Annotated in this window: 11 protein-coding genes; 6 read left to right on the top strand and 5 right to left on the bottom strand. The window is 62.2% G+C overall.

Annotation, left to right across the window (positions count from 1 at the left end; all coding sequences use genetic code 11):
- Positions 1–47 precede the first annotated feature (47 nt).
- Genes ACX82Z_RS11185 through ACX82Z_RS11175 form a run of 3 tightly spaced genes read right to left on the bottom strand, consistent with a single transcriptional unit; the run spans position 48 to position 3177 of the window.
- A complete protein-coding gene (locus ACX82Z_RS11185; RefSeq protein WP_459588773.1) occupies positions 48–893 on the bottom strand; it encodes an HTD2 family dehydratase in 846 nt (281 codons plus the stop codon).
- The gene (locus ACX82Z_RS11180) at positions 890–2014 is read right to left on the bottom strand and encodes a CaiB/BaiF CoA transferase family protein (RefSeq protein ID WP_459588771.1); all 1125 of its coding nucleotides are present in this window, start codon (positions 2012–2014) and stop codon (positions 890–892) included. Before ACX82Z_RS11180 ends, ACX82Z_RS11185 begins: the two co-directional genes overlap by 4 nt.
- A complete protein-coding gene (locus ACX82Z_RS11175; RefSeq protein WP_459588770.1) occupies positions 2014–3177 on the bottom strand; it encodes an acyl-CoA dehydrogenase family protein in 1164 nt (387 codons plus the stop codon). The genes ACX82Z_RS11180 and ACX82Z_RS11175 overlap by 1 nt, the downstream gene beginning before the upstream one ends.
- 134 nt (positions 3178–3311) lie before the next feature.
- Here ACX82Z_RS11175 and ACX82Z_RS11170 point away from each other — a divergent pair, with 134 nt between their 5' ends.
- Positions 3312–4259: a LysR family transcriptional regulator gene (locus tag ACX82Z_RS11170; protein WP_459588768.1), complete on the top strand. Its 948-nt coding sequence runs from the start codon at positions 3312–3314 to the stop codon at positions 4257–4259.
- On the opposite strand, the gene ACX82Z_RS11165 is transcribed toward ACX82Z_RS11170, so the two are convergent.
- The gene (locus ACX82Z_RS11165; RefSeq protein WP_459588767.1) at positions 4256–5752 is read right to left on the bottom strand and encodes an argininosuccinate lyase; all 1497 of its coding nucleotides are present in this window, start codon (positions 5750–5752) and stop codon (positions 4256–4258) included. The two genes, ACX82Z_RS11170 and ACX82Z_RS11165, sit on opposite strands and share 4 nt — an antisense overlap.
- Before the next feature lie 220 nt (positions 5753–5972).
- On the opposite strand from ACX82Z_RS11165, the gene ACX82Z_RS11160 reads away from it, so the two are divergent.
- Complete coding sequence (locus ACX82Z_RS11160) at positions 5973–6908, top strand: cation diffusion facilitator family transporter (protein WP_459588766.1); 936 nt, start codon at positions 5973–5975, stop codon at positions 6906–6908.
- Here ACX82Z_RS11160 and ACX82Z_RS11155 read toward each other — a convergent pair.
- Positions 6905–7663 carry an SDR family NAD(P)-dependent oxidoreductase gene (locus ACX82Z_RS11155; protein ID WP_459588765.1) on the bottom strand — a complete coding sequence of 253 codons (759 nt, stop codon included), beginning with the start codon at positions 7661–7663 and terminating at the stop codon, positions 6905–6907. The two genes, ACX82Z_RS11160 and ACX82Z_RS11155, sit on opposite strands and share 4 nt — an antisense overlap.
- A gap of 157 nt (positions 7664–7820) precedes the next feature.
- Between ACX82Z_RS11155 and ACX82Z_RS11150 the strand changes: the two genes are divergently transcribed.
- From ACX82Z_RS11150 to ACX82Z_RS11135, 4 genes are all read left to right on the top strand, one after another.
- Positions 7821–8423 carry a TetR/AcrR family transcriptional regulator gene (locus ACX82Z_RS11150; protein WP_459588763.1) on the top strand — a complete coding sequence of 201 codons (603 nt, stop codon included), beginning with the start codon at positions 7821–7823 and terminating at the stop codon, positions 8421–8423.
- Between the two features lie 113 nt (positions 8424–8536).
- Positions 8537–9142: a TetR family transcriptional regulator gene (locus tag ACX82Z_RS11145; RefSeq protein ID WP_459588761.1), complete on the top strand. Its 606-nt coding sequence runs from the start codon at positions 8537–8539 to the stop codon at positions 9140–9142.
- Between the two features lie 57 nt (positions 9143–9199).
- Positions 9200–10333 carry an efflux RND transporter periplasmic adaptor subunit gene (locus ACX82Z_RS11140; RefSeq protein ID WP_459588759.1) on the top strand — a complete coding sequence of 378 codons (1134 nt, stop codon included), beginning with the start codon at positions 9200–9202 and terminating at the stop codon, positions 10331–10333.
- A 32-nt stretch (positions 10334–10365) separates the two neighbouring features.
- The gene (locus tag ACX82Z_RS11135) at positions 10366–13509 is read left to right on the top strand and encodes an efflux RND transporter permease subunit (RefSeq protein ID WP_459588757.1); all 3144 of its coding nucleotides are present in this window, start codon (positions 10366–10368) and stop codon (positions 13507–13509) included.
- The last annotated feature ends 3 nt before the right edge of the window (positions 13510–13512 follow it).

Here is a 13512-nt window from a genome sequence, read left to right as displayed (position 1 = left end):
GTCCGACGAAAGAAAAGGCCGGCGAAATCGCCGGCCTTTTTCATGTTTCAGTCGAAGGTCGCTTCTGCCGACATGGCGACCGGCCCGCCAGATCGCGCCGTCCAAAGGCGAAGCGCATCACCGTCTTCGCTGGCCGAAAGAACAAAGGGTTCGCCGTCGAACAGCGTGGAGGACGAGCGGAACGAGAATACCGCTGGCCTGCGTCCTTTGATCCGTGCGGCGAAGTGGGCCAGAAGTGTCGCCTGCAGCGGACCGTGTACGACGAGACCGGGATAGTTCTCCTCTTCGCGCGCATAGGGCGCGTCATAGTGGATGCGGTGCCCGTTGAAGGTCAGCGCCGAATACCGGAACAAAAGCGTGGGCGTCGGCTCAACGGTGAAGCTGTGTTCGCCTTTTGGCGCGGGCGCGGCGGCAGCCGGTTTTGCGGAAGCGCCGTCGGGTTGCCGATAGACGATGTCCTGCCGCTCGACGATTGCGGTCCTGCCATTCGCGACGATCGAATGTTCGACGGTGACGAAGCAAAGCGTGCCGGTGCGGCCCTCTTTGACGGCTACGTCGAGGATGCGCGAGCGCCGTGTGACCTCGTCGCCGACGCGTATGTCGTCCTCGAAGGTGAAGGCGCCGCCCGCCCACATGCGCCGTTGAAGGGGAACCGGTGGCAAAAACCCGCCGCGCGATGGATGCCCGTCCGGGCCGAGCGCGTCCATCGGAGCCGCTGGCGGGGCAAGGCACAGATGGATCAACAGCGGCGCGATAGCGCCCGCCGCCGGTTCCGTGACGGTGTCGAGCGTGGCGTCGAAGCGGGCGACGAGTTGCGGCGTGACGATGTCCGTCGCGCTTTCCTCGCGGCCGATCCAGCCTTTCAGATACTCGATGTCGATCGGTGCGCTCATGTCTTGCCTTTCGGTATCGGTTCAAGGCGCTCGCCCACCGCCGGAACCTTGCCGTAGGCTCGGCTTTCGCCGGTCAGGATCGTGGCGGGCGCGGGTATCGCAACCGGGCCGTTTTCGGTCTCGACCGTGATGCGGCGCAGATGCGGATGGCGCGCAAGTTCGGCCATGTCGTTGAGCGAGGCGAAAGCGATGTCGGCGCGTGCAAGCCGCGTCTTGGCTTCCACATCGTCCAACCCGGCGAAAACGGAAGCGATGAAAGCGTCCGTCTCAGTGCGGTTGGCAACACGCATGACATTTGTCGCAAAACGCGGCTCTCGCGCGGCCTCGGGTTTTTCGGCGAAGATTTCGCACAGTTTCACCCATTCCCGTTCGCTCTGGATCGAGATCAGAATGTCCTTGCCGTCGAGCGTGCGGAAAACGCCGTAAGGCGCGATGGAAGGATGGGCAAGCCCGACGCGGCGCGGCGACTTTCCGCCCTCGTGCTGGAGCAGCGGAACCGCCATCCAGTCGGCCATCACATCGAACATGGAGATGCGGATATCCGCACCCTTGCCGGTGATGCCGCGCCCGATCAGCGCTTCGAGGATCGCCGCATGAGCTGTCGCGCCGGTGGCGATGTCGACGATGGAAATGCCAACGCGCGCCGGCTCGCCTGGCCCGCCGGTGATCGAGCAAAGGCCGGATTCGGCCTGGATCAAAAGGTCGTATGCCTTGCGGTCCGCAAGCGGGCCGGTGTCCCCATAGCCGGAGATGGAACAGGCGATCAGGCGGGGATTGGCTGCGCACAAATCCTCGATCGGAAAGCCGAGCCGCGCGAGTGCGCCGGGTTTCAAATTCTGGACGAGAACGTCGGCTTCGCCGATCAGGCGCGCGAGTTCGGCCTTTCCGTCCGGCGAGGCGAGGTCGAGGACGATCGATTCCTTGCCGCGATTGAGCCAGACGAAATAGCTCGACTGCCCGGCGGCGACATCGTCATATCCGCGCGCGAAATCGCCCTCCGGCCGTTCCACCTTCAGAACGCGCGCGCCCGCGTCGGCAAGGCGCGACGTGCAAAAGGGCGCAGCGACGGCCTGCTCGATCGCCAGCACCGTCAGCCCTTCCAGCGGCAGTCGCACGTTCATCAGAACGACCTCGGCAGCCCGAGCACATGCTCGGCCACGTAGCTCATGATCAGATTAGTCGAGATCGGCGCGACCTGATAAAGCCGCGTTTCGCGGAACTTGCGCTCCACATCGTATTCGGAGGCGAAGCCGAAGCCGCCATGGAACTGAAGGCAGGCGTTCGCGGCTTCCCACGAGGCCTTGGCCGCGAGGTATTTCGCCATGTTGGCCTGCGTTCCACATGGCTGTCCCGCATCGTAGAGCCGACACGCCTCGAAGCGCATCAGATTGGCGGCTTCGACCTCGATGAATGAATCGGCAATGGGAAACTGGACGCCCTGATTCTGGCCGATAGGCCGGCCGAAAACCACGCGCTCCTTGGCGTAGGCGGTGATCTTGTCGACGAACCAGTATCCGTCGCCGATGCATTCGGCCGCGATCAGCGTGCGTTCGGCATTGAGGCCGGTGAGGATGTATTTGAAGCCCTGTCCTTCCTCGCCGATCAGATTTTCGGCGGGAATTTCCAGATCGTCGAAGAAAAGTTCGTTGGTCTCGTGGTTCACCATATTGGTGATCGGCTTGACGCTCATCCCCTTCTTTTCGGCCTCGCGCAGATCGACAAGGAAGATCGAAAGCCCCTCTGATTTCTTCTTGACCTGATCGAGCGGCGTCGTACGCGCCAAAAGGATCATCAGATCCGAATGCTGGATACGGCTGATCCAGACCTTCTGCCCGTTGACGACGTAGCGGTCGCCTTTCTTCACGGCGGTTGTCTTGATCTTGGTCGTGTCCGTGCCGGTCGTCGGTTCCGTGACGCCCATCGATTGCAGGCGCAACTCGCCGGCCGCGATTTTCGGCAGATATTTTTGCCGCTGCTCCTCAGATCCGTGCCGGATCAGCGTGTTCATATTGTACATCTGGCCGTGGCAGGCTCCCGAATTGCCGCCAGCCCGGTTGATCTCCTCCATGATGATGGACGCTTCCGTCAGACCGAGGCCCGACCCGCCATATTCTTCGGGAATGAGCGCGGCCATCCATCCGGCCTTCGTCAGCGCGTCGACGAATTCTTCGGGATAACCGCGGGCCTCGTCGACCTTGCGGTGATACTCCGCAGGAAACTCGGCGCACAGTGCGCGCACCGCTTCGCGGATTTCAATATGCTGGTCGTCGCCTACGGTTCGCATCTTTCAGACTCTCCGGATATGTGTCGCCTTCGCTGATACCGAAGCTGGCCGACAAATTCGAATAGCATTTCGGCTGAAAAGCTATGCCGATCGGGTATAGGATGAAGGCAGACTTCAAAAATGGACCCGGCGTCATGGAATTTCATCAGCTCAAGACGTTCATCCACGTTGCCGAACTCGGCAGCCTCAGCAAGGCGGCGGACCGTCTCAACATCGCGCAGCCGGCGCTCAGCCGCCAGATGCGGCTTCTTGAGGAAGAACTCGGCGTCAAGCTTTTCGAGCGTCACGGGCGCGGCATGGCGGTGACGGATATCGGCCGGGAGATTCTCGACCAGGCGGCCAATGTGCTGGCGGGTCTCGATTCCATCCGCAACATTGCCGCGTCCGGTCACACCCATATTCGCGGCGTCGTAATGGTGGGAATGCCGCCGACAGTGGCCGAGATCGTCACGGTGCCGCTCGTACGGCGCCTGCGCGAAAAACACCCCGAACTTGCCGTTCGATTTTCCTCTGCCTTCAGCGGCCATCTCCTCGACTGGCTCCAGCGCGGCGAACTTGAGGTGTCGCTTTCCTACGATCCCGAGCCGCAGCGATCCCTGACGATCACGCCCGTCATGGAGGAAAAGCTTCTCTACTTCGAAAAGGGCACGGGGAAGCCCGCCAAACTGCGAACGATCGGCTTTGCCGAGCTTGCGCGCACCGAACTCGTCCTGCCGAGCCCGCGCCACGGGCTTCGCAACCTGCTCGAATTTTACGCAAGGCAGGCGGGCGTGTCCCTTCGCCCGAGTGTCGAGGCGGAATCGCTGACGGCGATGGTCGATCTCGTCCGGGCCGGTCTCGGCGGTACGATCCTGCCGCTGGCACCGCTTCACGATTTGGTGGAGGAGGGCGCGCTCGCCGCCCATTCGATCGTCGATCCCGAGCCGGTGCGAAAACTCGTCGTCGCTTATCCCGCCGACAGACGCCGCACGCCGGCAGCGCGCGCCGTCGGGGCGACCTTCATCGAAATCGCGCGCGAACTGGTCGACCAGAAAATCTGGGCGGGCCGCATGCTCGATGCGGACCCGCCCATTGACGGTTAGTCTTCCTGCTGCTCTTCCGACGCGGCGTCGCCCAGTGCAGCAAAGTCGCTGTCGAGCGTGGCCAGAGCGGTTTCGATATGCTCGCGCTTAGATGCGATCCAGTCCTGCTGCGCATCGAGCTTTTCGCGGGCCTCGCCGAGCATGCGCTCGACTTCGTCGGCTTGCGGTCCGCCGGACGTGGCGCGGTTGCGGATGATGCTTGCCGGATCGAGCAGGGCGCGGAACTCGGCCTCGCTTAGCGGCATCTGCGGATCGTATTGCGTATCGGCGACGGTCTCTGCGTAGATGCGCTGCGCTTCGTCATAGGGGAAATCGAGAGGCGCGATACCGTTCGCCCGGGCATGGGTGACGATCTCCGAGGCGACCTCGTGACCCTCGCGGAACGGCAGGCCGTGGTCGCGCATGAGCACGTCCGCGACCTCCTGCGAGGCGGTCCAGTCGCTGTTGAGTTCCTCCAGCGCGCGATCCGCGTTGATCACCAACGCCTTCAGCACCCGGTCGAACCGCGAAAGGGCACTGACGCCTGCATCGACCATGGCCGAGTTCATGTCGACATCCTTCGGGTCACTCATTCCCGGCGTGATGTTGTGCGTCTGCCAGACTGGCCCCATCGCCAGCGTCACTGCATGGGAGGCGTCGACGCGTGCGTTGTTCAGAAGCCCCGGATTGCGCTTTTGCGGCATCGCCGATGAAACGAAGGTGTTTCCGTCCCCTTCCTCAAGCAAAATCCACGGACGTGTCTGCGCATATTGCGTCATCACGTCTTCGATGAAATTGCCGACATGCAGCGCGACGGACGTCACAATCGCGCCGACCTCGACCGGATGTTCCATCGAGGAAATCTGCGAGGCGTCATAGGCGTTATCGACGAGCGCGGCGAAGCCGAGATAATCGGCCATGCGCTGCCGGTTGAGCGGCCAGCTCGTACCGTTGAGCACGGTCGTGCCCATGGCCGAGCGGTCAACGCGGGCATAGGTCTCCCGGATGCGCTGGGCGTCGCGGTCGAAGCCGGCCGCGTGTCCGAGAAGATAATGCGCAAAGCTGTTGGGCTGCGCGGCCACGCCATTGGTATAGTTGGGAACGATCGTCTCGACATGGTCGGCGGCCAGATCGACCAGCGTTCGCGATGTCGCGTTGAGCTGGTCGGCAAGTTCCAGAAGCTTGTCGCGCAGGATTGCCGCGCGATAGGTGGCGTGCATGTCCTGGCTGGAGCGGCCGGCATGCAGCAGCGTCACCTCGACGCCGCCGGCATCGATCAAAAGCGGCTCGAAGCTGATGACGGTGGACGGGCGTTCCGCATCGGGCTGGCCGCCGGCTTCGATGACCTGCGAGATGGCCGCCGCGATGCCCGGAACGAGAGCTTCGTCGAGCAGTCCTTCCTGGCTGTTGATGACCGCCGTGGCCTTGTTGATTTCACCGAGCCAGAAAAATTCGTCTCTTTCCATGTCGGATGCCGCCGCCAGCGAAATCGATCCGGCGAAAACCCCTGCCATGACCGAATTGAAAGAAATGAAACGCGATGCGCGTTGAAACGGGAGCGCTCTCAAAGCCCTGCCTCCTCCTCTTAAAGCCTCCCACCCCGAAAAAGGGAACATAAATACCGTGCAGGAACAAGTGCGTTGACCTTCCGGGACGCGTTCCATGACATGCTGTCCGGAGCCGCTCGGAAATCTATATCTTCAGCATCGCCGAATGACGCAGCAGGGCAGAACGATGAACGAAGCCGACAGTGAGCACAGCCACGACGCGCATGATCATGGCAAGCATGGTCATTCCCATGTGCAGCGCGTGACCGCGGGAAACGAAAAGCGCATTCGCTTCGTGTTTTTCCTCACGGCCGGCTATGCGGTGATCCAGGCTGTCGGCGGCTGGCTTTCGGGCTCGCTCGCGCTGATCGCCGATTCTGGACATATGGCGTCGGACGCCGCGGCGCTGCTCCTCGCCTTGGTCGCCTATCGCGTAGCGCGCCGGCCCGCCGATGCGTCGCGCACCTACGGCTATCAGCGTGTGCGCGTACTTGCTGCCCTCGCCAACGGGGCGAGCCTTTTGATTCTCGTCGCATGGATCGTCTGGGAAGCGATCGCCCGCATCAACGAGCCGATCGAAGTGCTCGCAGGCCCGATGCTCGTGGTCGCGTTCATCGGTCTTCTCGTCAACCTTGCCGGCGCCTGGGTCCTGTGGTCCGGCAATCGTAGCGACACCAATCTCAAGGGAGCGTTCCTGCACGTCGTGGGCGATCTGCTCGGTTCCGTCGGCGCGATTGCAGCAGCCATCGGCATCATGCTGACCGGCTGGAGCGTTCTCGACCCGATCCTGTCCGCCTTCGTGGCGATCCTCATAGTCCGCTCCGCATGGAACCTCGTTTCGGATTCGCTGCGGGTCTTGATGCAGGCGATGCCGATCGGCCTCGACTCGGCGAAGGTCGAAGCCGATCTTGCAAGCCTTCCGCAGATTGCCGGGGCCGGACATTTTCACGCCTGGACGCTGAGCGACGACAGGATCGTCGCCACCATCCACGTTTCACCGGCCCCTGATGTCGATCCTCTGTCGCTTCCCGGGCTCGTCGCAAGCCGCCTGAAAGCAAACCATGCGATCGACCACGTCACGGTTCAGGTCGACCCGCCGGAAGTTCCGTCCGGATATCGTTAAATCCCGAAGCCGCCGGCGACGTTGATGGTTTCGCCAGTGATGTAGGCAGCAGACGGGCCTGCGAGAAACCGCACGGTATCGGCCACTTCCTCCAGCGTCGCGATGCGGCGGATCGGATGCATGTCGAGAATGGCCTCCCGATCCGGCAGCTTATCGGCGACCTCGGCGGCCATGTCGGTCGGCATGATGCCGGGCTGTACCACGTTCACGGTGATGTTGCGTGGGCCCAGATCCCTTGCGACGCCCTTAGCGTATCCGGCAAGCGCCCATTTCGTCCCGGCATAGTCGGCCACACCCATCATCGGCACTACCGACCCGAGGCCGGAGCCGATGAACACGATCCGCCCTCCGTCGCTTAGCTTGGGAGCGGCGGCACGGGTATTCGCGATCGTGCCCAGAACATTGACATGCCATTGGCGATTGTACGCCTCGCCATCGAGGTGGGGATCGTCGACGCGATGTCCCTGAACGGCGATTCCTGCATTGTTCACGAGGATGTCGAGCCTGCCGAAAGCCGACAGCACGCCCTCGATGAGCGGTTCGGCGCTCGAAGGATCGGACTGGTCGCTCTTAATGGCGATGGCGCGTGCACCTTTGGCTTTCAGCCGTTCGACGACGGCTTCCGCCTTTTCCTTGGAGGCGGCATAGCTGATTGCAACGTCCGCTCCCTGTTCGGCGAAGGCATCGGCGATTGCTGCCCCAAGCCCACGCGATCCGCCGGTGATGAGCACGGCCTTGTTTTTGAAAGTATCCATTTCAAGTGCCTTTTTCGGGTTCGAGAGCACAGGGAGCACACCCCGCGCATCCGTATTTGATATCGTAACGATCGTTACTAAATGCAGAGCTATTGAGCGTGACATCCAGTGTCAAGCGTTTTAATAATGATCGTTATGATGAAGTGGAGAACGAGACGTGGGACGACATCGCGCCTTCGACCCTGACACGGCGCTCGACAACATGCTGGCGGTCTTCTGGAAGAAGGGCTTCGAGGGCACGTCCTATGCCGACCTGACAAAGGCGGCTGGTGTCGAGCGACCCGCGCTCTATTCCGCCTTTGGCAACAAGGAGGCCCTGTTCGCCAAGGTCCTCGATCGATATTACGAGCAATATCTCGCTTATGTGCCTGCCGCGCTTGATCTGCCGACTGCGCGGGAGGCGGCCGCCCATGTGCTTTACGGTGCGGTCGATTTGAATACTCGATTTGATGATCATACCGGTTGCCTCGGCATTAACGGCGTTCTGGCCGGTTCTGACGATGCCGAGCCAATCCGGCAGGCGCTCATCGACGCGCGTGCGAAGGGGCGGGACGCGCTCGTGGAGCGTTTCAAGCGTGCCAGGCACGAGGGAGATTTGCCGGAAACGGCGTGTCCTGAAACGCTCGCAACTTTCGTCATGACAGTAACCCATGGCGTCGCCGTGCAGGCAAAGGCCGGTGTCAGCCGCGATGTTTTGACGGCAGTTGTCGATCAGGCGCTTTCGACATGGCCCACCAGCACCGCCTCTCAAACGGTTTGACCACCTGAGAATATCGCGACCAGCGACCCTGCAGCATTGACAAAAGTTCGAAATTTAATTTATGAGTGACGAAATTCAAAATTCGTCACTCATAAATCGTCATGGGACTTGCAATGAATCAGACGATCGCAGCCAGCCTGGAGCCCGGCCAGTCGGAGACGGTTGAGCGCATTCTCGAAACCGGCGAGCGCATGTTCCGCCACTACGGCTATTCGAAGACGACGGTCGCTGACATCGCCCGAGACCTCGGCATGTCGTCGGCCAATATCTACCGTTTCTTCGCATCCAAGGTCGAAATCCATCAGGCGATCTGCGGGCGCATGCTCGCGGCGAGCCTGAAAGAGATCGAGGAGGCGTCGAAGCTGCCGTTGCCGGCTCCCGAACGGCTTGCCCGCTGCATCATGGCCCAGTTCCGGATGACGGTTGACGCCATGCTCGACGAGCAGAAGGTGCATGAGATGGTGATCGTGGCGATCGAGCGCGACTGGCACGTCATCGAGCGCCACATCGACCGCATTCACGCCGTTTACGAGCGGGTCATTCGCGAAGGCATCGAGGCGGGTGAATTCCGCAAACAGGATGCCGAAATAGCCGCCCGATGCCTCGGTGCGAGCACCGCCATGCTTTGCCATCCGCAAATGGTGGCCCAGTGCCTTTCCAAGGAAAACCGGGCGACGCCCGAGCAGTTGATCGACTTCGCAATCAGGGCGCTTGGATAGACGGCGAACAGGTTCACTTTTGGCCGCCTCCGACGCATTTGCAACGGAACCACGACGATGACCTCGAACAAAACAACGCGCTTGGCGTCCATGCTGGCGCTCCTGATCGCCTCCGCAACCGCGCTCACCGCCTGCTCGGAAGCGCAGCCGGTCGCTGCCCCGGAAGTCGTGAGGCCGGTGAAGGTCGTGGAAATCGGCGCAACCCACGACTCGCGATTGCTCGAATATTCGGGTGCGGTGAGGGCGCGCCGGGAAGCTGCACTCGGTTTCCGCGTCGCAGGCAAGATCATCGAGCGCCCCGTCGATGTCGGCGACCGCGTTGAGCCCGGCGATCTGCTTGCGCGGATCGATGCGACCGATCTGGCGCTCGCCGTGACGATGGCTGAAGCCGAACTCACCGCTTCTGAAAAGCAGGTCGAAACGGCGGAGCTCGTTCTGGAACGTACGCGTCAGTTGCAGGCGAGGAACGTCGCTGCGCAATCGGTTCTCGACGAGGCCGCCTTGAGCCAACGGCAGGCAATTGCCGGGCGCGATGCTGCGGCCGCCGCGCTCCAGCAGGCCAAAAACCAGTTCGGTTATGCCGAGCTCAGGGCCGACGACGCTGGAATCGTCACAGCGGTCAGCGCCGATAGCGGTCAGGTCGTTGCGGTCGGCACGCCCGTCGTGACTGTTGCGGTCGACGGTGAAAAGGAAATCCAGATCGCGGTTCCCGAAACCGAGATTCTCGGCTTCCGCCGCGATATGGCGGTCGAGGTCGGCTTCTGGAATGACAATAATTTGAGGCTGGAAGGCCGGGTTCGCGAGGTTGCCGGCAGCGCTGACCCGCAATCGCGTACCTATTCGGTGCGGATCAGCCTGCCTGCGAATGCGCGCGTCCTCATCGGGATGACCGGCACTGTCAGGGCGGCCATCGGCATGGAACGTCCGCTGATCACGATTCCGCTTGAGGCGCTTGCCGAGAAGAATGGCGCAACGATCGTCTGGATTGCCGATCCGCAAAGCGGGACGGTGCATGCCCGCAATGTTGAAGTCGTCGATTTCGGACCTGGCGGCGTACGTGTGGCGCAAGGCCTGAACCAGCATGACCTCGTGGTCGCCGCCGGCACGCAGTTCATGGAAGAAAACCTCAAGGTGAAGCTCCAGCAGGAAAGCGACCTCCCATCGGTCGCGGCCGCCGGGCCGTCTCGCTGAAAACCATCCATCCACGCTGACTGGAGGCGGCCATGACGGGTTCCGCGGACGACAAGGTAGGCTTCAACCTTTCGCGCTGGGCAATCAGCCATCCGAGCATCGCGCGTTTCCTGTTCGCACTGATCTTCATTGCCGGTGGGCTTGGCCTTTGGCAGATGGGTCAGAGCGAGGACCCCGAATTCACCTTCCGGGTCATGGTCGTGCAGGCAGTCTGGCCGGGCGCTTCGCTCGAAGACATGCAGGATCAGGTCGTCAACAAGATCGAGCGCAAGCTTCAGGAGACGCCGCATCTCGATTTCGTGCGCTCATACGCGCGCGCCGGAAGCGCCGTCATCACCGTTCAGATCGAAGGAGCGGCCAGCGCGGCTGAGGTCGCGGACGCTTTTTATCAGGTGCGCAAGAAGGTCGGCGACATCGAGTCCGAATTGCCGCCGGGCCTGCTCGGTCCCTATTTCAACGACGAGTTCGGCGACACCTACATCACGCTGCATTCCGTCACAGGGGAGGGCTATACCTATCCCGAACTGAAGGATTTCGCGACGCAGGCGCGCGATGTGCTTCTGGCGACGCCCGGCGTTGAAAAGGCCGTCATTATCGGCGACCAGCCGCAGGTCATCTATATCGACATCGCATCGACCGCGCTGGCCGAGCGAGGCTTGACGCTGAACGACCTGCAGAGCGCCCTTGCGGGCCAGAACAGTGTCGATCCGGCCGGAGCCGTCGATACTGGCACACGCTCTGTCCGCATTTCGGTCGAGGGCGATATCGCACGTGTGGAAGACATCCGGGAATTACGCCTGCGATCAGGCGATAGCGTTACCCGACTTGGCGACATCGCTTCGGTGACCGCCGGTGTCGAAGACCCCTATCAGAGCAAATACCGTTTCAACGGTCATGACAGTGTACAGGTGGGCGTGGTCATGGCGAGCGGCTACAACGTCACTGACGTCGGCGCGAATGTCGAGGCGACCTACCGCGCTCTGGAGCAAACGATGCCTTACGGTGTCGAGATCGACCAGATCGCCAATCAGCCGGAAGTCGTCACTGATGCCATAAGCGAATTCATGAAGGTGCTTGGCGAGGCGCTGGCGATCGTGCTGGTCGTTTCCTTCCTTTCGATCGGCTGGCGGTCGGGGCTTGTCGTCGCCATCACCATCCCTCTGGTGCTCGCCGCGACCTTCGCTATCATGTACCAGCTTGGCATCGATCTGCAGCGCATCTCGCTCGGTGCGCTCATCATCGCTTTGGGTCTTCTGGTCGACGACGCGATGATCATCGTCGAAATGACCGAGCGCAAGCTTGAGGAAGGGCTGGTCAAGATCGAGGCGGCGAGCTTTGCCTACAGATCGACGGCCTTTCCGATGCTGACCGGAACGCTGATCACCACGGCGGGTTTCATCCCCGTCGGTTTCGCCCAGTCGGCTGCCGGCGAATATGTGCGTTCGCTGTTCTTCGTGGTCGCCATCGCGCTGGTGGTGTCGTGGTTCGTCGCTGTCTATTTGACCCCTTGGCTCGGCCACATGATCCTGAAGCAGCGCCAGCATGCGGGCGGCGCGCATCACGACGTGTTCGATACGCCCTTTTACCGGCGTCTTGGCGCGACTGTCGGCTGGGCCGTGCGCCACCGGATCGTGGTGATCGTTGCGACGCTGGCAATCTTCGCCGCGAGCCTTTGGAGCTTCCAGTTCATTCCGCAGAACTTCTTCCCGCGATCCGAGCGCCCGGAAATTCTCGTCGACATGTGGCTGCCAGAGGGCACCAGCGTCAGGGAAGTCGAAGCGCAGGTAGAGGCGCTGGAAGCGCGGATGATGGACGATCCCGACAAGCGCTTCATCGCCGCCTATATCGGCGAGGGCGCGCCGCGGTTCTTCCTGCCGCTCGACCAGCAATTGCGCAATCCGAATTATGCGCAGCTTCTCGTCATGGCGAATGACGAGCCGTCACGCGAACGGCTGATCGCCAAATTGAGAACGATTCTCGCCGAGGATTTCCCCTCGGTGCGGGCCAAGGTCGACCGCCTCTTTCTCGGGCCTCCCACCGGCTGGCCGGTCCAGATCCGCGTGATGGGGCCGGACCGTCAGGAAGTCCGTCGCCTGGCGGACGAGGTGAAAGCACGCTTCCATCAGGAACCGCTCCTCGGCGCGATACATGACGACTGGCTGGAGCCCGTGCAGACGATGCGGCTGGTAATCGATCAGGACAGGGCGCGTGCGCTCGGCGTTACCTCGCAGCGCGTGCGCCAGGCGTTGCAGGCGGCCATGTCCGGCCTGACGCTGGGCGAGTTTCGCGATGGCGAGGAGACGGTGTCGATCGTGGCGCGGGAGCCGGCAGACAGCCGCTCGCTGCTGTCGGCGGCAGGTTCGGTCTACGTGCCGACCGATTTCGGCGACTTCGTGCCGGTCTCGCAGATCGCCCGGCTGGTGCTGCAGATGGAGCAGGGCATTGAATGGCGGCGCAACCGCATGCCCACGATCACGGTTCGGGCAACTGTGCCGGATAATATCCAGCCTAACGACGTGACCATGCGTCTTGGCGCGCAGATGCAGGACCTTCGCGATAGCGCTCCGTCCGGCTACCGGATCGAGGTGCAGGGCGGAGCCGAGGACGCCGCCGAAAGTCAGGATTCGATTGCGGCCAGAGTGCCGATCATGCTCTTCGCGATCGTTCTTCTTTTGATGGTGCAATTGCAGCATTTCGGCAAAACGATGCTGGTGCTCGCCACCGGGCCGCTCGGAATCATCGGGGCGGCGGCGGCGCTGCTCATCAGCGGTGCGCCCTTCGGCTTCGTGGCGATTCTCGGCGTCATCGCGCTGCTCGGCATCATCATCCGCAACTCCGTCATTCTCATCGACCAGATCGATCAGGACATCGCCGCCGGCATCAAGCGTTCCGAGGCGATCGTCGGTGCGACGGTCCGGCGCTTCCGGCCGATCATGCTGACGGCGCTGACGGCGGTGCTGGCGTTGATCCCGATCTCGCGCAGCGTTTTCTGGGGGCCGCTCGCCTATGCCATGATGGGCGGCATTCTGGTGGCGACGGTGCTCACTATCCTCGTCCTTCCGGCCGCATACGCGCTTTTCTTCGGCAAGGAGAAGAGCGACGTGCCGGACCAGGCCGACAAAGAGGTGCTGGGAAGCGGAGAACGCATCGTCGGCAGCAGCGAGATATCTGCGTAGCTT

The sequence above is a fragment of the Aliihoeflea sp. PC F10.4 genome (assembly GCF_054612275.1).
Note: the sequence above shows the minus strand (reverse complement) of the source record. Positions and strands in the feature narration are given on the sequence as shown.

Bases quoted from the DNA above. Each gene is read 5' to 3' on its own strand.
- ACX82Z_RS11185 (WP_459588773.1), bottom strand. From the start codon at position 893: ATGAGCGCACCGATCGACATCGAGTATCTGAAAGGCTGGATCGGCCGC.
- ACX82Z_RS11180 (WP_459588771.1), bottom strand. From the start codon at position 2,014: ATGAACGTGCGACTGCCGCTGGAAGGGCTGACGGTGCTGGCGATCGAG.
- ACX82Z_RS11175 (WP_459588770.1), bottom strand. From the start codon at position 3,177: ATGCGAACCGTAGGCGACGACCAGCATATTGAAATCCGCGAAGCGGTG.
- ACX82Z_RS11170 (WP_459588768.1), top strand. From the start codon at position 3,312: ATGGAATTTCATCAGCTCAAGACGTTCATCCACGTTGCCGAACTCGGC.
- ACX82Z_RS11165 (WP_459588767.1), bottom strand. From the start codon at position 5,752: ATGGCAGGGGTTTTCGCCGGATCGATTTCGCTGGCGGCGGCATCCGAC.
- ACX82Z_RS11160 (WP_459588766.1), top strand. From the start codon at position 5,973: ATGAACGAAGCCGACAGTGAGCACAGCCACGACGCGCATGATCATGGC.
- ACX82Z_RS11155 (WP_459588765.1), bottom strand. From the start codon at position 7,663: ATGGATACTTTCAAAAACAAGGCCGTGCTCATCACCGGCGGATCGCGT.
- ACX82Z_RS11145 (WP_459588761.1), top strand. From the start codon at position 8,537: ATGAATCAGACGATCGCAGCCAGCCTGGAGCCCGGCCAGTCGGAGACG.
- ACX82Z_RS11140 (WP_459588759.1), top strand. From the start codon at position 9,200: ATGACCTCGAACAAAACAACGCGCTTGGCGTCCATGCTGGCGCTCCTG.
- ACX82Z_RS11135 (WP_459588757.1), top strand. From the start codon at position 10,366: ATGACGGGTTCCGCGGACGACAAGGTAGGCTTCAACCTTTCGCGCTGG.